This window comes from Nostoc sp. LEGE 12454 (assembly GCF_056620565.1).
In genome coordinates, this window is the sequence record NZ_JBWQXL010000030.1 from 17,254 (window position 1) to 35,110 (window position 17,857).

At 41.9% G+C, this 17,857-nt stretch carries 12 protein-coding genes; 7 read left to right on the forward strand and 5 right to left on the reverse strand.

Annotation, left to right across the window (positions count from 1 at the left end; all coding sequences use genetic code 11):
- Positions 1 to 6 precede the first annotated feature (6 nt).
- The gene (locus AC1F2U_RS24550; RefSeq protein WP_480263458.1) at positions 7 to 501 is read left to right on the forward strand and encodes a quercetin 2,3-dioxygenase; all 495 of its coding nucleotides are present in this window, start codon (positions 7 to 9) and stop codon (positions 499 to 501) included.
- A gap of 500 nt (positions 502 to 1,001) precedes the next feature.
- Positions 1,002 to 2,753 carry a protein kinase domain-containing protein gene (locus AC1F2U_RS24555; protein WP_480263459.1) on the forward strand — a complete coding sequence of 584 codons (1,752 nt, stop codon included), beginning with the start codon at positions 1,002 to 1,004 and terminating at the stop codon, positions 2,751 to 2,753.
- Between the two features lie 94 nt (positions 2,754 to 2,847).
- Here AC1F2U_RS24555 and AC1F2U_RS24560 read toward each other — a convergent pair whose 3' ends face one another.
- Positions 2,848 to 3,588: an SDR family oxidoreductase gene (locus AC1F2U_RS24560; RefSeq protein ID WP_480263460.1), complete on the reverse strand. Its 741-nt coding sequence runs from the start codon at positions 3,586 to 3,588 to the stop codon at positions 2,848 to 2,850.
- 203 nt (positions 3,589 to 3,791) lie between these two features.
- On the opposite strand from AC1F2U_RS24560, the gene AC1F2U_RS24565 reads away from it, so the two are divergent.
- Positions 3,792 to 4,748: an aldo/keto reductase gene (locus AC1F2U_RS24565; RefSeq protein WP_480263461.1), complete on the forward strand. Its 957-nt coding sequence runs from the start codon at positions 3,792 to 3,794 to the stop codon at positions 4,746 to 4,748.
- 59 nt (positions 4,749 to 4,807) lie between these two features.
- Here AC1F2U_RS24565 and AC1F2U_RS24570 read toward each other — a convergent pair whose 3' ends face one another.
- A complete protein-coding gene (locus AC1F2U_RS24570; RefSeq protein ID WP_480263462.1) occupies positions 4,808 to 5,464 on the reverse strand; it encodes a class I SAM-dependent methyltransferase in 657 nt (218 codons plus the stop codon).
- A 660-nt stretch (positions 5,465 to 6,124) separates the two neighbouring features.
- On the opposite strand from AC1F2U_RS24570, the gene AC1F2U_RS24575 reads away from it, so the two are divergent.
- Positions 6,125 to 7,207 (forward strand): peptidoglycan-binding domain-containing protein, encoded by a 1,083-nt coding sequence (locus AC1F2U_RS24575; RefSeq protein ID WP_480263463.1) that lies wholly within the window; start codon positions 6,125 to 6,127, stop codon positions 7,205 to 7,207.
- 576 nt (positions 7,208 to 7,783) lie between these two features.
- Positions 7,784 to 9,652 carry an ATP-dependent zinc metalloprotease FtsH4 gene (ftsH4, locus tag AC1F2U_RS24580; protein WP_480263464.1) on the forward strand — a complete coding sequence of 623 codons (1,869 nt, stop codon included), beginning with the start codon at positions 7,784 to 7,786 and terminating at the stop codon, positions 9,650 to 9,652.
- Positions 9,653 to 9,746: 94 nt separating this feature from the next.
- On the opposite strand, the gene AC1F2U_RS24585 is transcribed toward ftsH4, so the two are convergent.
- The 3 genes from AC1F2U_RS24585 to AC1F2U_RS24595 form a co-directional block, all read right to left on the reverse strand.
- The gene (locus tag AC1F2U_RS24585) at positions 9,747 to 10,946 is read right to left on the reverse strand and encodes an MFS transporter (RefSeq protein ID WP_480263465.1); all 1,200 of its coding nucleotides are present in this window, start codon (positions 10,944 to 10,946) and stop codon (positions 9,747 to 9,749) included.
- A gap of 321 nt (positions 10,947 to 11,267) precedes the next feature.
- Positions 11,268 to 12,440 (reverse strand): molybdopterin-synthase adenylyltransferase MoeB, encoded by a 1,173-nt coding sequence (moeB, locus tag AC1F2U_RS24590; protein WP_334901050.1) that lies wholly within the window; start codon positions 12,438 to 12,440, stop codon positions 11,268 to 11,270.
- A 132-nt stretch (positions 12,441 to 12,572) separates the two neighbouring features.
- Entirely contained in the window at positions 12,573 to 13,031 is a 459-nt protein-coding gene (locus tag AC1F2U_RS24595; protein ID WP_480263466.1) for a M67 family metallopeptidase, read from the reverse strand.
- A 191-nt stretch (positions 13,032 to 13,222) separates the two neighbouring features.
- Here AC1F2U_RS24595 and AC1F2U_RS24600 point away from each other — a divergent pair, with 191 nt between their 5' ends.
- Positions 13,223 to 13,447: a hypothetical protein gene (locus tag AC1F2U_RS24600; RefSeq protein ID WP_480263467.1), complete on the forward strand. Its 225-nt coding sequence runs from the start codon at positions 13,223 to 13,225 to the stop codon at positions 13,445 to 13,447.
- Positions 13,448 to 13,453: 6 nt separating this feature from the next.
- Positions 13,454 to 17,353, forward strand: coding sequence for a beta strand repeat-containing protein (locus tag AC1F2U_RS24605; protein WP_480263468.1), 3,900 nt, complete (start codon positions 13,454 to 13,456; stop codon positions 17,351 to 17,353).
- The last annotated feature ends 504 nt before the right edge of the window (positions 17,354 to 17,857 follow it).

Sequence of the window (17,857 nt, forward strand, 5' to 3'; positions counted from 1 at the left end):
ATGAAAATGACAATTAATCATGGGATCTTATCGCAACTAGGTGATGGTGATAGTTATTCAGTAGCAGGCGATGTAGCCACCTTTAAAGCTACGAGTGAACAAACAGATGGCAAGTATGCACTGTTTGAAGTAGTACTTGCACCCCAACTAGGCCCGCCGCCACACATTCATAGTCGAGAAGATGAAGCATTCTACATTCTTGAAGGTTCGATTGAGTTTTATCTTGATGAACAAACAGTTGTAGCAACCCCCGGAACATTCTTGCATTCTCCTAAAGGTCAACTCCATAGTTTTAAAAATATTGGTTCTACACCAGCTAAAATGCTGATTTGGGCTACTCCAGGTGGACTAGAAAAGTTTTTTGCACAAGTTGGAACTAAAGTAGATAATTCATCGGTTCCACCGTTACCTGTAACTCAAGAAGTGATTGACAGGATATTAGCAACTGCTCCACAATATGGAATTACAATTGTCCTTCCTGAAACTGATAGTTCTCCATAAAATTAGAGCTTTGATTCCGAAAAAACTTTAGGTTTAAGGATTATTTAGTTAATCTGATATTCGGTATGGTTTATATCAAGGGGAAGCATTAACCCTACCTGTTTCATTACACTACCACAAACTCCCGACTATCCAACGCTGGCTCATACTTGAATGGCACGCTTGAAAAACTCTAAGCTATGGTGAATAAGACTATAGCTTTTAATGAGCATCAAGCAGTAATGGTATGAGTCAGCGTTGGCTGTAAGGTATTTTTTCTACAAGACAACTATTATAAACATCAATCTCCCAGTTAAGAATGTAGCATCACCAATACTTCGCATGTTGTTTGCAAAGTATTTGTTTTTCTAAAAAAATTATTTTTTCTACGCAAAAATACTTAAAAAAAATTAACTTATATTTAAAGTGTCAAAATTCTGGTTATTTATTTCTAAAGTATTCCGGAAACAGGAGGGAATGTCAGAAAAACTAAACAAAAGGACTTACTGAGTAACCAGGTCATGACCCACCACATAATCGGTAAATTACTACAAGGGCGTTACCAAGTTGTCCAAAGCCTCGGTGCAGGGGTGTTTGGGCAAACATACATTGCTGTAGATGTAGATTATCCAGAGAATCCCAAATGCGTTATTAAGCAGATTAAAGTTAGCAGTTCTGAATCCGGCTACTTGGAGATGCTGAGGTTACTGTTTCTGACTGAAACTGAAACCCTGAAGCTTCTGGGAAGCCATGACCAAATTCCTGAATTCATCGCCTGCTTTGAAGAAAACGAGCGATTTTATTTAGTGCAAGAGTGTATTGAAGGACATGCGCTGACTGCGGAATTGCCCATCGATCAATATTTTGGGTGTCTGTGGAGTGAAAGCGAAGTTGTACAATTTTTGATAGATGTCTTAGGTATTCTAGAATTTGTCCACTCTCAAGGCGTGATCCATTGCGATATCAAGCCGGAAAACTTGATCAGGCGCGATCGCGATCGCAAGTTAGTTATGATTGACTTTGGCTCAATCCAGTCGATCGATTTTGGCATAGGTGCAGAATTGCCCATTTATAGAATTCCCGTCACTTCATTGGGATACATACCGCCAGAGCAATTTATTGGTCAAACACAGCCCAATAGTGATATTTATGCTTTGGGTATGATTGCTATCCAGGCTTTAACAGGGCTAGAACCACTACAATTAAAAACCGATCCTTCTACTAATGAAATTTTTTGGCGTTCTCAAAACACGCCAGTTAACGATTATTTAGCTGCTGTTCTCAGCCAAATGATCCGTTATAATCACCAAGACCGCTTTCAGTCTGCGGGTGAAGTACTGCGGGTACTCAAACAAATAATCTGGGAACCTCAGCCATCAGAAACATTACAGGAAGATTCTCAATTTTCTCTAGAAGTAGCAAAAAATCCTGCGTCTGGGAAATTATCCCCATTATTCACAGGAATGAAAGTAGGGCTAGCAGCTAATTCTTTATTGATGGGATTTGGTGTATATTCTTTAGTTAATACTGCACCTGCATATTCAGAAACAGATACTTTATTTAAAGCAAAAAAAGAATATCAAGCCGGAGATTTAGAAGAAGCGATCGCACTTGCTAAATCAATTCCCTCCCACAGCAATGTTTATCCAGAAGCACAAGCCACAATTGAAGAATGGCAAGAGCAATGGCAAGTAGCTGCACAGCAATACGAAATAGCACAACTAGCTTTTCAGGAGGACAGATGGTCAGATGTTCTTCATGCTGCTGCGAAAGTTCCCAAGATTGCATATTGGCAATCTAAAACAGACAAAATAGTTCAAAAAGCATCTGTCAACATTGAAGCACAAACGCAAGATTTATTAGCAAAAGCTTACGAAAAAGCTGCTGACAAAGATTTTTCTGCCGCCTTACAATATCTGCGTCAAATTCCTCAAGAAAGTCATGCAGGTGCTTTAGTTCAAGACAAGTTAGCTGAGTACAATCGAAAGCGGCAGATCAGAGCAGCCTACTTTTTACAGAAAGCCTATAAAAAAGCATCTATTGGTGATTTCAATCGTGCCGTAAAATTTCTCAGAAATATTCCCCAAGATACTTTAGTTTATGCTCAAGCTCAAGTCAAATTGAATGAGTATACTCAAAAACAACGCGTACTGACTGACAATCAAAAGATAGCTTCTGCAAAAAGAACAAATTTATTCGTCCCTAAAAACTCAGTTACTAAAGTTGAATATCTTCAAGGAGTAAATTACCTTCAAGAAGTTAATATTCGGTAAATTTAGTAATTTCGCGATCGTGCTCTCTAGGAGATGCTGCACGTAGCTTGCGATCGGACAAGGGGAATAACCCGTGCCCAATGCTTTCTACTTTTTACCAAGGAACCACACCGTTTTCATCAAAAAATCCTCCGCTAGAACCATCATTAGGTAGAGTAGCGAGTCTTACTGCTGCGATCGCACCCTGCTCAACAGTGCGATATCCTTGATATTGATTAATGTCAGTTGCTGTAAAACCAGGATCGGCAGCATTGATTTTAATTGGGGTATCTTTAAGTTCGGCAGCTAATAAAACTGTGATTGCATTCACTGCTGTCTTGGATGAGTTATAAGCAAGAAGCTTAGAATTAGCAAATTCATAATTTGGATCGGAGTTTTGAGTCAGAGAACCTAAACCACTTGATAAATTCACTATTCGCCCTGCTTCTGACTTCTTTAAAAGTGGCAACAACGCTTTTGTAACTGCAAACACTCCAAATACATTCGTTTCATAAGTATGTCGTAGTGTTTCAATATCAACTTGACTAGGTGGAAGGCGATCGCCATCACTTGCTATTCCAGCATTGTTCACAAGAATATCAAGTTTTCCGAATTCACCCTCGATTTGTTTAGCCGCAGAGTCGATTGTTTTTTGGTCGCTCACATCAAGTTGAATTGTTCGGGCATCGATCTGGCTAAGACGAAGTTTATTCGCCGCTTCTTCACCACGTCCTATATCTCTTGAACCAACAATAACAGTAGCACCTCTAGAACCTAATTGGCGGGCAATCTCATACCCAATACCTTTGTTTGCGCCTGTAATCAGCGCAACTTTGCCTTTTAAATCTTCTGACATTTTACTTCTCTATTTTGATCGACACTGACAAATGTTACTATCTTTGAGCAAGTTTAGTATATAAGTAGTGTGTATCAACACAATATTCAAGAGTGATTACTGTCGTGTTTGCACCAGTAGTAATTCACACTTTAGATAGCTGTTGAAAGAATATTTGCAGCATAAAGTAGCAATTGACTCAAAAATTCTTGAAGAAAGTAGATATGCAAACCAAACAGCTTGGAAATTCGGAGCTTAACATCACTCCAATCGGCTTTGGTGCTTGGGCGATTGGTGGAGGTGAATGGGCTTTTGGTTGGGGAGAGCAAGATGACCAGGAATCGATCGCAGCGATCAATCGCGCTCTCGATCTTGGTGTTAATTGGATTGACACCGCAGCTATTTATGGTTTAGGGCATTCTGAAGAGGTTGTTGCTAAGGCACTCAAAGGTCGATCTAGTCGCCCTTACATTTTCACGAAATGCTCAATGATCTGGGATGAAAAGGGCGAAATTAGTCGCAGTCTCAAAGCAGATTCTGTGCGGCGGGAGGTTGAAGCCAGTTTGCGCCGACTCGACATTGAAACCATCGACCTTTACCAAATCCACTGGCCCAACCCTGACTCAGAAATCGAAGAAGGCTGGACAACTTTGGCCAAGCTCAAGGATGAGGGTAAGGTTCGCTATATCGGAGTTTCCAATTTCAATGTCGAACAGTTGAAACGTATCCAAGAGATTGCACCAGTTACGTCATTGCAACCGCCTTATTCGCTGGTGAAGCCCGATGTCGAAAAGGAAATTCTGCCTTTTTGTAAAGAAAATAACATAGGTGTGATTGTGTATTCACCCATGCAATCTGGCTTGCTCACAGGAAAGATGACACCTGAGCGGGTTGCTAATTTCCCAGATAATGATTGGCGCAAAAACAGTAGTGAATTCCAGGAGCCACGTCTATCTCGTAACCTGAAGTTAGTCGAGGTGTTGCAACACATTGGTCAACAACACGATCGCTCCCCAGGTGAAGTAGCGATCGCTTGGACTTTAAATAATCCGGCGGTGACTGCGGCGATCGTTGGCGGACGCAATCCTAAGCAGGTGGAAGGAATCATTGGTGCTGGAGAATTCCGCCTCAATCAGCAGGAACTAAATGATATTGATACTTTCCTGCGCGAGAATCCATAAAATCTCTGGTGGAAAACCTCATAAACCCCACGACTTTAGCCGGGGGTTTATTCATACTTTTATTTTGTCGCTACGCCGATAATATGAGGACTAACAATTGGCAATTGTGCATCAAATCGCTCATAATTGATGCTACTAAAACCAGCTTTTCCTAATGCTATCCAAATTTCTCTATCTGGATGGCAACCATCACCTATTACTTTCCCAATTGGACTAACTGTGTTTTGTAATTGTCGCAATAAACTTCCTTTAGGTGCGGCAACATGTTCAATAAATAAGAAGCGTCCACCTGGTTTAAGTACTCTTAAAATTGCCTGCAATGTATAATCTATATTTGGCACAGAGCATAAAACTAATGTACTAACAACAGTATCTATACTATTATCTTCGGCATCTAACCATTCAGCATTACCAATGCGGAGATCGATATTTAAACCCAGTTTTTCTGCTTGTTTTTGAAGAGAAGAATGCGTCTGTAAATTTGGCTCGATTCCGATCCAATGGATATCTTTAGGATAGTAGGGTAAGTTAGCGCCTGTTCTGGGACCAATTTCTAAAACTTTACCTTGGAGATTAGCAAAAATAGAACGTTTGCGATCGCTGACAATTTTATCATATTTACTAGTACTTGAAGCCATCATCCAGGCAAAAAAATTTTTACCAAGGTTTGCAAAAATATTATTTTTTGAATCTCCAATAATTTGGTTTACAGTCATTATCTACTTCCTAATTTTTGAGCCGAGAAATTGGGGTACTACACAACCATTTGATAGCCTCAAGGTACAATACTTCGTGTTCGTTGTACCTCACCCATTAGACTCACCTGATAGGATGAATTTAATTAACGTATTAGGCGTAGCGACTGACCGTAAGATATCACAGAAAGGACAAAAGGATAGAGGCGTATATATATACGACGATGAGCGATGCCTACAGCGGGCTTTGCCTACGCTATGGTTATACAAGTTTGGGTAATTATAGCCAGAGATTTTTGAATAGCCGCTTTGGTTTCATTACCTAACGCAAAGTATCCCCGTCCCAAATCAGAAGTGGCGGATCTTTGACAACAGTATGGGCGATCCTTGGGGTTTTTCCTAGCCTACGCAATTTGCTGTGGCTGACTTCCAGAAAATTTCTGACCCCATTTGCCAACAAGTTAAAGAGATAACTACTTTCTATTTTAAGTATTCGTGAGAAAAGTTAATATAACTGCGGATGTTATAATCCAAAGTGGGTTTTGCAAAACAGCGTTTATTGAACTCCAATCGCTCTAATGAAGTACGAGATACCAAATTGGCAGCGGTAGTAACTTGAATTATACGACGAATAGTGACATAAAAATCAACTGAACACAATTGTTTCATTCAATAAAAACTATGAGCTTTAAACTTCAAGCTTTGCAACTTCCGACTCTCCAGAAAAAATCCGAAGGGCCAATTGTAATTGCTTGGCAGAAATTTCTTTTAGATTATGACTTCCCTATTGCTGTCGTTGATGGAGATTTTGGGAATATTACAGCTCAAGCAACTCGTGATTATCAGACTAGTAATGCTTTAACAGTAACGGGAATTGTCGATACTGCTACTTATAAAAAAGCGCTAGAGCAAGGTTTTGCAATTTATTTCGCTATCTATACCAATGGCGGTAAAAAATTATTAACCTATCTTAACTTTGGAGATAATGAGGTCAAGGACTTACAAAAAAGTTTAACAGCGATCGGTCGTTTGAATCCGCCGTTAGTAGCTGATGGAGACTTTGGCCCCAACAGTACAAAAGGACTAGCCGAAACTTATAAAATCAGAGATATCAATTTTCGAGCCGAATTAGCTCAACAGCTTTCTAATACAACAAAAACCAAGCTTGGCATTGATTTGGAGTTGGCTTTAGACAACATAACTGAATACGCTAAAAAATTAAGACAACGATTGAGTGGAAAAGCTTGGGTTAATGTTTTCCCCGACAGCGACTTAATTGATGATTTAGCTTCTCCCTTCCGTCAAAAAGTACAAGCTTTTGAGCAAGCCTTAAAAAATGCCGGAGCTAACATCAGTGTGGCTTCAGTATTCCGACCCTCGGAACGAGCTTATTTAATGCACTATGCTTTCCGAATTAGCAATAATGAAATTGCTGCCAAAGATGTTCCACCTATGCCTAATGTAGATATTAATTGGCTACATTACACCAATGCTGGTTCTGTCCAAGCTGCTAAAGAAATGGTGGCTGCTTATAATATTGCTTTTCGACCTGTTCTTACCTCTCGTCATACCCAAAGATTAGCAATTGATTGGGAAATTACTTGGTCAGGAACCTTAAATATCAAAAACGCTAACGGAACGACAGTTAATATTAATCAGCCACGAACCAGTTATGAAAATTCTACTTTATGGCAGGTTGGGCGTTCTTACGGTGTGATTAAATTATCTAGCGATCGCCCCCACTGGTCAAATGATGGACATTAATGCCTTGGAGGAACCGCATATATGGAAAACGCGGTTCCAAAGTTAAAAGTGAAATTATTGAAGAATTCAGGAGTGGAGCAAGGAAAGCTCCGCTAAAACTTCAAAATAACTCTTCGTGGGGGATTTCTTTTTGCGTCTCCCAATCTCTGCATATTTTTTGAGTACGGTAAACCGTATTGGCTCGTTAGTTCACAAAGATTCATTAAATTGTTAAGTTTAGTTACATAAATAAGTAAAAAAAAGCTGCAAACGTTGTTAAATGGGAAAAATTATGAGAAACGGTAGTATACTTGAAGATCGAGAGAAGCTGAACAACTTTGCCTTACCGTTAGCGAGTCTTCTCCCAAACATAGATGCAAGGGCTAACGAGCATCATGAGCCTTACAGCCCGTTGTAGACATTGCTCAGATGCGAATATACCAGCATTTTTGACTAGTCTTTAATCAAGTTTCTCAAAGCGTTAAGGGAAATAAGGAACAGGGGAAGCATGGGAAAAGCAATGCTCAATGCCCACTTGCCCATATCCTATGCCCAATTTTCAAGTTAGTTTTCATCATTTAAGGATTGGTAACATTTATGGGAATTAAAGAACAGCCTAAGTCACCTCGGTTTCGGATCGTTGCTAATGTATTACTGGCAGTATCAGGGCTATTCCTGCTCTTAAATTTATTTTTGCCTAATTTATTTGCTTCTGGCCCTACTGGTGTTCCCTATAGTCTATTTATTCATCAAGTACAGGAAGGGGAAGTCAGCCGCGTTTCCGTTGGTCAAAACCAGATTATCTACCAATTAAAAGCAGAAAATGCCGAGCCGGCTCAAGTGTTTGCAACGACACCAATCTTTGATTTAGAGTTACCCAAACTTCTAGAAGAAAAGGGAGTTGAGTTTGCTGCTACACCGCCACCCAAAAATACTTGGTTTACAACCCTCTTAAGTTGGGTGATTCCACCACTGATTTTTATTGGTATTTGGCAGTTCTTTCTTGCTCGTGGTGGTGGTGGCGGTGGCCCCCAAGGTGCGCTTTCCATTGGTAAGAGCAAAGCTAAGGTTTACGTTGAAGGCGAATCCGCGAAAATCACCTTTGCAGATGTGGCTGGGGTAGAAGAAGCAAAAACTGAGTTAGTAGAAATTGTAGATTTCCTCAAGACTCCGGCACGGTTTACGCAAATTGGCGCTAGGATTCCCAAAGGTGTGTTGTTAGTTGGCCCTCCTGGTACTGGTAAGACACTTTTAGCGAAAGCCGTAGCAGGAGAAGCAGGAGTTCCATTCTTCAGCATCTCTGGTTCCGAGTTTGTCGAATTGTTTGTCGGTGTAGGTTCTTCTAGAGTCCGGGATTTGTTTGAACAGGCTAAAAAACAAGCTCCCTGTATTGTATTCATTGATGAATTAGATGCAATTGGTAAGTCTCGTAGCAGTAACGGCTTCTACGGTGGTAACGATGAGCGAGAACAAACCCTCAACCAATTACTAACTGAGATGGATGGGTTTGCAGCTGGTGATGCAACGGTGATTGTGCTAGCAGCGACCAACCGCCCCGAAACCCTAGACCCTGCTTTATTGCGTCCAGGCCGCTTTGACCGCCAAGTGTTGGTAGACCGTCCCGATTTATCTGGTCGTGAAGCAATTCTCAAGATTCACGCTCAAAAGGTAAAATTAGGAGATGATGTAGATTTAAAAGCGATCGCTACTCGTACCCCCGGTTTTGCTGGCGCAGATTTGGCAAACTTGGTGAACGAAGCCGCATTATTGGCAGCGCGCAATCTGCGTGAAAGGGTTGCTCAAGAAGACTTTGCCGAAGCAATTGAGCGGGTAGTTGCCGGTTTAGAGAAGAAGAGTCGCGTGATGAACGAGACTGAGAAAAAGATTGTTGCATACCATGAAGTTGGTCACGCAATGGTTGGGGCGCTGACAACCGGAAACGGTCGTGTAGAAAAGATTTCGATTATTCCTCGTGGGATGGCAGCTTTGGGCTACACTCTGCAATTACCAACTGAAGACCGCTTTTTGATGAATGAAGCAGAACTGCGGGGTCAGATTGCAACTTTGTTGGGTGGACGTTCCGCCGAAGAGATTGTGTTTAACAGTATTACTACAGGTGCTTCCAACGATTTGCAACGAGCAACTGACTTGGCAGAACGGATGGTAACAGCTTATGGTATGAGCAAAGTCTTAGGGCCATTGGCTTACCAACAAGGACAACAAGCGATGTTCCTGGGTAATGGTGGTGCTAATCCCCGGCGGGCGGTAAGTGAAGACACATCCAAAGCCATTGATAGCGAAGTCAAGGAAATCGTGGAAACAGCCCACGAACAAGCCCTAGAGATTCTCAGACAGAATCGAGACTTGCTAGAAGCGATCGCTACTCAACTCTTAGAAACAGAGGTCATTGAAGGCGAAAAACTGCACGATTTGTTGAGTCAAGTGAAACCTGTAACTAATTCGTAATTCGTAATTCGTAATTCGTAATGGGCTTTGTCCCGCTACGCTAACGTAATTCCTAGACAGAGGTACGCAGAGAATAACTTTGCGTACCTTTGCGTTAAACCTCTGCGTTACTTTGCGTTTCAGAAATTCCACTCACCGCAATGCAAACACCAGCCAGGAAAAATGCCAATCCACCCCCAACAGCACCAATAAAAGGTGTTATCTGTTGCAGTTGGGAAAATATAACGCCAAACAAACTCATGGCTAAAGCAAACCCACCAAAATACATCCCAATTCCTAATCCTGCCCACCGCTGGGGTACTAGCCCCAAAGCAAAAGGAATTGCCCCGTTGACAACTAAACTAAAGCCAGCAACGATTAAAACAATTATCGGAATTTGTGCGCCCACAGATATCATTATCAATAATGCAGGAATGATTGCACAGATCCCACAAAGCATTGCTTGACTATTACCAATTTTAACGGCGAAGATTCCTGCTGGTATGCTGGCAATAGCGATCGCTATTCCAATCCAAACCATCGGCACATCAACATTATCCGTATTCAGTTGGGTCTTGAGTACTTTACCCAAGACATCCATGAGAAAACGGATACCCCACGCAACACCGAAACCAGTTCCTAAAATCAACGCCAATTTCTCTAAGGGCAACTTTACTGTTTCTGCTTGGTGTCTATCCACTGGTGTTTCTGGGGGATTGACTAAGCGAAACACGGCTGCCGCCCCCAGCATCACAAAAGAACCGATCGCAAAGGTATAAACTGGGCCTAAACTCAGAATAAACTTGTAGCTTATTGGTTTAAAAGCTCCAATCACACCGCCTGCCAAAGTTACAAAACTTACTGCTAAAGGTAACTGGGCTGGTGTCGAATACATACCTAATAGGCACATAGCTGGAGAGCGAAATATTGTCATTGCCAATGCCCAGGCTACTAATACTATAGGTAAGAGCGATCGCATCACGGTAGTAGGCGGGATCAAACTTACAACACATGGTATGGCAATGAACAAAGCCGATGCGAGAATCATACCTACTGAGATGAAAGGAAACCGAGTTCCTACCCAGCGCCTAGCTTGGTCTGAAAGTCCGCCCATCACTGGTTCCAACACCGCACCCAAAGCATTTTCGACTAGCACCAAACCAACTGCCAATGAAGCAGGAAAACCAAACTGAGTCAAAAGTTGCGGTAAATAGATATTATAAATTAACCACGAGAGGGTAATTGCTCCCTGCACAGCTGCCAACACCCAAACTTGCACCCATAAAATATTCAGATGAGATTTCGAGGTAGTCAAGTCGCTTCGCTCCAATTAAAAATTAAAAATTAAAAATTATTAATTAAAAATTTCAAGACGCTCTCTACGAGACGCTGCGCCTAGCTTGCTTCTTTGCAGGAGTACGTGGCCTCGCTAACACTACGCTATTTATCATTGTTAGCTCTGTACCAAAATTAATTAATTAAAAATAGAATAATTTTTAATTTTTAACTTTTAATTTTTAATTCCAAAAAGGTCATCAGGAGATGGCAAGTGGGGACTTAAACCGCAAACTCGCTCTGCTGAAGGCAGAAAACAGAGGCTAGTATTCCTCCTGCCTGCTGCCTCCTGCCTCTCTTGTTAATACTCAGGAACTGAAGGATCGATTTCTCGACTCCAAGCGGTAATTCCGCCTTTAACATTCGTCCCCACAATTCCGGCTTCCTTGAGAATAGCTAGGGCTTTTGCCGATCGCCCGCCCATCTTACAATGAGCAATTAAGCGGTGGCCGTTCAATATTTCCTTCACCTTAGCAACACCATTCCCATTTTCAATGTCGGGTAAGGGCACCAACACCGAACCAGGAATCTTGGCAATGTCGTACTCATGGGGGTTGCGGACATCCAACAGTACAAAATCCTTTGCACCGCTATCTAGCAACTCTTTCAAATCCTTGACAGTCATTTCTTGACTTTCCATCTGCTGTTTTGCCTCCTCTGCCTTAGCTTGTGGAATCCCGCAGAATTCTTCGTAATCTATCAGCTTTTCAATCACTGGGCGAATCGGGTTAGGACGCAGTTTTAACTCCCGAAATTTCATATCCAAGGCGTTGTATAGCAGCAATCGCCCACTGAGAGTGTTGCCTTGTCCCAGAATAATTTTAACAGTTTCGGTTGCTTGGATTAAACCAATAATTCCTGGCAAAATTCCCAATACGCCACCTTCTGCACAAGAAGGAACCATTCCTGGTGGTGGTGGTTCTGGGAAAAGGTCACGATAATTAGGGCCACCTTCGTAATTAAATACACTAGCTTGCCCTTCAAAGCGTAAAATTGAACCGTAGACGTTAGGCTTATTCAGCAATACGCAGGCGTCGTTAACTAGATATCTGGTGGGGAAGTTATCAGTACCATCCACTACGATATCGTAAGGTTGAATCAGCTCCAGCGCGTTTTCGGAAGTCAGACGAGTTTCGTATAAATCAACCTGACAATAGGGATTAATCTCGTGAATGCGGTTTTTTGCCGATTCAATTTTGGGTTTACCCACCCAGGATGTCCCGTGAATTACTTGGCGTTGCAGATTAGAAGTATCGACAACATCAAAATCGACAATCCCGATGCGTCCAACACCCGCCGCCGCCAAATATAAAAGTAGTGGTGCACCGAGTCCACCTGTACCGATACACATTACACTAGCGGCTTTCAGGCGCTTCTGTCCTTCTAGTCCTACTTCCGGTAAAATCAGGTGTCGGGAGTAGCGTTCGTAATCGTCTTTGGTCAGCTGGATTTCGTCCAGATTGGGATTGAGCATAGCAGTTATGATGTGGGAAAGCGGAATATTAATCCTATCGAAAAACTGGATCTTATTAGGAGTAGGAAAGACGAATTTTCATTTGTGATAGCGGCAAAAACCGCTATGAGTGAGTGTCTTTAAACTAAGGCGTTAAATTATATTTTCAATTTCCTCTGCTTGAAACTGATGAGTATCATCAAGGCTCCAACTTTTGAGTTCTCCAGCTTTGCCGTTTTGGACGGAAACTATTATATACGAGTATCCCTGCCAAGCGTATAGGCGATCGCATTCTGAAGGGATAGCAGGATGATCTGGGTGGGAGTGAAAAATGCCGATAATGTTCAGTGAGCGATCGCGTGCTTCCCTTTGTGTTTTTAGCATAACTTCGGGTGCGATCGTATATTGCCGTCTTTTACTTTCTGTTGTGCGTTCACCTGGAAACTCAGCAGCCGCTTCTGTATTCCAAGCATTTTCTGTTGGCATGACTTCTACCACAGTTTTGCCCTCATTAGCCAGATAGCCCAAAATTATACCACAGCACTCATCTGGGTAGGTGCTTTCGGCATGGGTGCGGATGGTTTGCAAGTGTTCTTGGCTAAGTTGGATCATGTCTGCGTTTGTAATTTTAGCAACTTCTAACAATTCTTGCTTAAATACAATACATTGACACGCGTAGGCTAGTAAAAACCACAGGCGATTTTAGCTCGACTTTATCCATTTTTTTCGCAACGCGATCGCTTAAGCTGAAACCTTTGTAGGACAGTGGTTTTACTTTTTTAACTTCATCTATAATTTGTGACGTGGAAAAAGTATTTGCCAAAAAGCTAGGGTTTTTGCTGGATAAAGAAAGCGAGTTCTTAATTTTGGATAAAGTCGAGCTTAGAGAAAGATTACTTTTCTTCAAGAGGGAAGAAATGAAAGTATGCCAAAAATGTCAAACTTCGCTAAATTCTTTGTACCCTAAAAATGTACAAACCGTAGGTTTAGAACTGAAAGTTACTGAAAAAATCGATTTAGATAGGTAGAAAGTTATGGCAAATATCAATGGCACTAACGGTAATGATACTCTCTATGGGACAACGAGTGATGACCTGATTAATGGTTTAGCAGGTGACGATAAACTATATGGTAAGAGAAGCTACGACATCCTTAACGGCGATCCTGGTAACGATTACTTGAATGTTGACTATTCATCAGGCAATACTACCCTCAACGGTGGCACTGGTGATGATACTTTGAATGCTGAACATTCATCAGGCAATAACTTGCTCTTTGGAGGCGATGGCAATGATACTTTCTTGACCTCTAACGATATTGTCTCAACCTCTAACTCCTATATCTTCTATGGTAATAACACCCTTAACGGTGGCAATGGGAATGACACCTTTTATTATGATAAGGTAATTAGTTATGTTAATGACTTGACAACTGGTGGCGGCGGCAAGGATAAATTTGTTTACGCTGGCGGCAAGGGCGCTTCTGGTACCATTACCATCACTGATTTCGGTGGCATTGGTAAAAACTCAAACCCATCAGCATCGGTAATTGCTGAAGCAGATACCATGCAATTTACAGGAGATGAGCAATTCACTGCCAGAAATTTGCAATTAACTCAAAATGGTAAAAATTTAGAAATCACCTTTGAAGGGAAAGGTGGTGTCAAAGTAGTCTTGCAGAACTTTGCCTTGGAAAACCTAGACAATTTAGCCCAGGTTGGCAATATCGTGTTTGATGGGCAAACTAGTATCACAGACAGCTTTGATGTCTTCAATGCCGACTCTACCCAAAGCACTATCTTTAACAAGAACACAGTCACCTTCCTTAACGACCTCGACAACAATGTCAACGGCTTTGACAACTCAGATGATGTGATTAATGGTCAAGGAGGTGATGACATTATTGACGGTAAAGGTGGCAATGACATTTTGAGGGGTGGTGTAGCAGGAAATGATACTCTCATTGGTAGTGCTGGTGACGATACCTTAAGTGGTAGCGATTCATCAGGCGATAAGCTACTGAATGGGGGCGATGGCAATGATTTTCTCTCCGTCTCTAGCTCCTCTCCCGATCAGCAATACTCCTTCCCGCAACAAGACTCGGCTGACAAAAACACCCTTAACGGTGGTACTGGTGAAGATACCTTGGATGCTAGCAATTCACCAGCTGATAACCTGCTATTTGGGGGCGATGGCAATGATTCTCTTTCTGTTTCTGGCGCTTTTGGTAATAATACCCTCAACGGTGGTAATGGCGGTGATATCCTCATAGATGGCAATGGCAAAAATATCTTCACAGGTGGCGGTGGTAAAGATAAATTTGTTTACAACTCTTTCCTTTACAACAATAGTAAGATTGCTGATTTCGGTGCCGTAGGTAAAGGGACAAACCCGACAGCAGGAGTCATTGCGGAAGTAGACACCCTAACATTTCAAGGTGTAGGCTTGACTGCCAAAAATCTGCTGTTGACTCAGAATGGCAACAATCTGGAAATCACCTTTTCTGGGGTGTTTGGTAGTCGCAAACTCATCCTGGAAAACTTAGCTCTGGAAAACCTGGATAACCTAAGCTTATCTACAGGAGCCACTGTAGACGTGGGCAATATTCTTTTTTATGGGCAAACTACCATCACAGATAGCTTTGATGTCTTCAATGCCGACTCCACCCAAAGCACTATCTTCAACTTGAATACAGCCACTTTTCTAAATGACCTCGACAATAATGTTAACGGCTTTGACAACTCAGATGATGTGATTAATGGTCAAGGGGGTGATGACATCATTGATGGCAAAAGTGGCAACGATCTTTTGAGGGGTGGTGCGGGCAATAATACTCTCAATGGTGGTGCTGGTAATGATACCTTGAATGTTGACTATTCACTAGGCGATAATTTGCTCTTTGGGAGCGATGGCAATGATTTTCTCTTTGCCTCTGGCTACCAGTACAACTCCGGCCCCTTATACGCATACGACCTTCTCTTGTTAGGTAATAATACCCTCAACGGTGGTGCTGGTAACGATACCTTGAGTGCTAGGGGTTCAAAGGGCGATAACCTGCTCTCTGGAGGCGATGGTAATGATTATCTTGACATCTCTGGCTATGAGTCTGGAAATGGCGGCGTGTACTACTACACCTCCACTAACTCTGTCTCATCTGGCAATAACACCCTCAACGGTGGCGCTGGTAACGATACCTTGGGTGCTAGCGGTTCAAGAGGCGATAATCTGCTCTCTGGGGGCGATGGCAATGATTTTCTTAACATCTCTGGCAACCAGAGTGGAAGTGGCGACACCTCCACTAACTCTGTCTCATCTGGCAATAACACCCTTAACGGTGGCGCTGGTGATGATACCTTAGATGCTAGCGGTTCGACAGGCGATAATCTGCTCTTCGGGGGCGATGGTGATGATTCTTTCTATCTAAGATTCCCATCCGTAGATTATTATATCCCCTCTGATTTAGTGACACAAACGGTAGATGGGGGTAAGGGTGACGATGTTTTGTCAGTCAATTTTGGCGATCCTACTAGAGGAATCACAACAACATTCAATGCCACTACTAACATTAGATCGATTACGGCAGGCAAGTATAGCGTTAGCTACAAGAATATCGAACGATTAAATATCTCAGCTACAAAGTTCGATGATTTTATTGTGGGGAACGATGGCAACGATACGCTCTCTACAGGCGATGGTGGCAAAGATACGATAGATGGGGGAGCAGGTGACGATTTGTTGTTGTCCGTCGATTACTACTATAATGCTACAGGGGCGATTACAACAACATTCAATGCCAGTACTAACGTTGGCTTAATTACGGCGGGCACGAATAGCGTTAGCTACAAGAATATCGAACGATTAAATATTTCAGGTACACAGTACGATGATTTTATTGTGGGGAACGATGGCAACGATACGCTTTCTACAGGCGGTAGTGGCAATGATACGATAGATGGGGGCAAGGGTGACGATGTATTGTCTGGCAATTATAGGTTTGCTAGCGCAGGAATTACAACGACATTCAATGCCACTACTAACATTGGCTCAATTACGGCGGGCACGAATAGCGTTAGCTACAAGAATATCGAACGATTGTATATCGCAGGTACAGAGTACGATGATTTTATTGTGGGGAACGATGGCAACGATACTCTCTCCGGCAACAATGATGATGGAAATTATGGTAGGAGTGGCAATGATACAATAGATGGGGGTAAGGGTGACGATTTATTGTCCGTCTATTTTTATGGTACACCGGGAATCACAACCACATTCAATGCCAGTACTAACATTGGCTTAATGACGGCGGGCACGAATAGCGTTAGCTACAAGAATATCGAACGATTATATATCTCAGGTACAGAGTACGATGACAACATTGTAGGGAGCAATGGCAACGATACGCTCTCTGGCAATAGAGGCAATGATACAATAGATGGGGGTGCAGGTAATGATAGCTTGAGTGCTGCTGTCTATTCAGGCAATAACCTACTCTCTGGGGATGATGGCAATGATATCCTCACAGGTGGCCAGGGTAATGATAGTCTTTATGGAGGAACTGGTACTGATACCTTTGTTTTCAATAGTTACTATGGAAGTGTTGATACTATTTATGACTTCAACGCCACCGATGACTTAATTCAGATATCGGCTGCTGGTTTTGAGAACGAGGTATCGCAGTCATCGTTATCATTAAGATACGGTAGTCCGTTTATACTCGAAACATCTCCAAGGTTCTCAATAGGTTCACTTTTCGCTAATCAATTTACAATCGGAACATCTGCAACGACAATTAATCAACGATTTATCTATGACAATATTACGGGTGCATTGTACTTTGATGCCGATGGCAGTGCAGATGAATTTAGTCAGGTAAAATTTGCACAACTTTTGGGTAGTGTGACAATAACCGAAAACAACTTTGTGGTCGTTTAATCGTGATTACCGCTTTGCTATCATTCTAAGTACAGGTTGTGAAATGCCCAAAAGGGCATTTCACATTCGATTAGTTTGCAGTATTCTTGGTGAAGTTGATTTATGTCTGCGTTGATAATTTTTATAACCTATAGCGATTCTTGCACGGATATATATTGGCAGGCGATCGCTCTCGATCGTAGTAGAAGTTAACCAAGGCATAGGCTAGCAAAATCGCAGGCGATCGCAGCCTTTAAAAAAATATGTATTTTTTATCACTCTTTAAAAGATTTGCCTACTAGGTTCTACTTTATTATTGCCTAGACACGAGAAGAAGATGAAGAATATACAAAGCTCAATACTTGTGTATACATTTTTCAGCCAGTAATGTGAAGAGTATGCAAAGATGAGTATTTAAGTATAAACATCTAAGTATGATATTGACTGTGTAGTTCTTTTGAGGCTCTTGAGATGTTCTCTATTTTCAACCTAGACACCCACGGATAACAGGCTACAAGGAAGGCA

What these genes read in the sequence shown, in the direction of transcription:
- AC1F2U_RS24570 (WP_480263462.1), bottom strand. Translation starts at nt 5,464, where the DNA reads ATGACTGTAAACCAAATTATTGGAGATTCAAAAAATAATATTTTTGCA.
- AC1F2U_RS24560 (WP_480263460.1), bottom strand. Translation starts at nt 3,588, where the DNA reads ATGTCAGAAGATTTAAAAGGCAAAGTTGCGCTGATTACAGGCGCAAAC.
- AC1F2U_RS24595 (WP_480263466.1), bottom strand. Translation starts at nt 13,031, where the DNA reads ATGATCCAACTTAGCCAAGAACACTTGCAAACCATCCGCACCCATGCC.
- AC1F2U_RS24575 (WP_480263463.1), top strand. Translation starts at nt 6,125, where the DNA reads ATGAGCTTTAAACTTCAAGCTTTGCAACTTCCGACTCTCCAGAAAAAA.
- AC1F2U_RS24550 (WP_480263458.1), top strand. Translation starts at nt 7, where the DNA reads ATGACAATTAATCATGGGATCTTATCGCAACTAGGTGATGGTGATAGT.
- ftsH4 (WP_480263464.1), top strand. Translation starts at nt 7,784, where the DNA reads ATGGGAATTAAAGAACAGCCTAAGTCACCTCGGTTTCGGATCGTTGCT.
- AC1F2U_RS24555 (WP_480263459.1), top strand. Translation starts at nt 1,002, where the DNA reads ATGACCCACCACATAATCGGTAAATTACTACAAGGGCGTTACCAAGTT.
- AC1F2U_RS24605 (WP_480263468.1), top strand. Translation starts at nt 13,454, where the DNA reads ATGGCAAATATCAATGGCACTAACGGTAATGATACTCTCTATGGGACA.
- AC1F2U_RS24565 (WP_480263461.1), top strand. Translation starts at nt 3,792, where the DNA reads ATGCAAACCAAACAGCTTGGAAATTCGGAGCTTAACATCACTCCAATC.
- moeB (WP_334901050.1), bottom strand. Translation starts at nt 12,440, where the DNA reads ATGCTCAATCCCAATCTGGACGAAATCCAGCTGACCAAAGACGATTAC.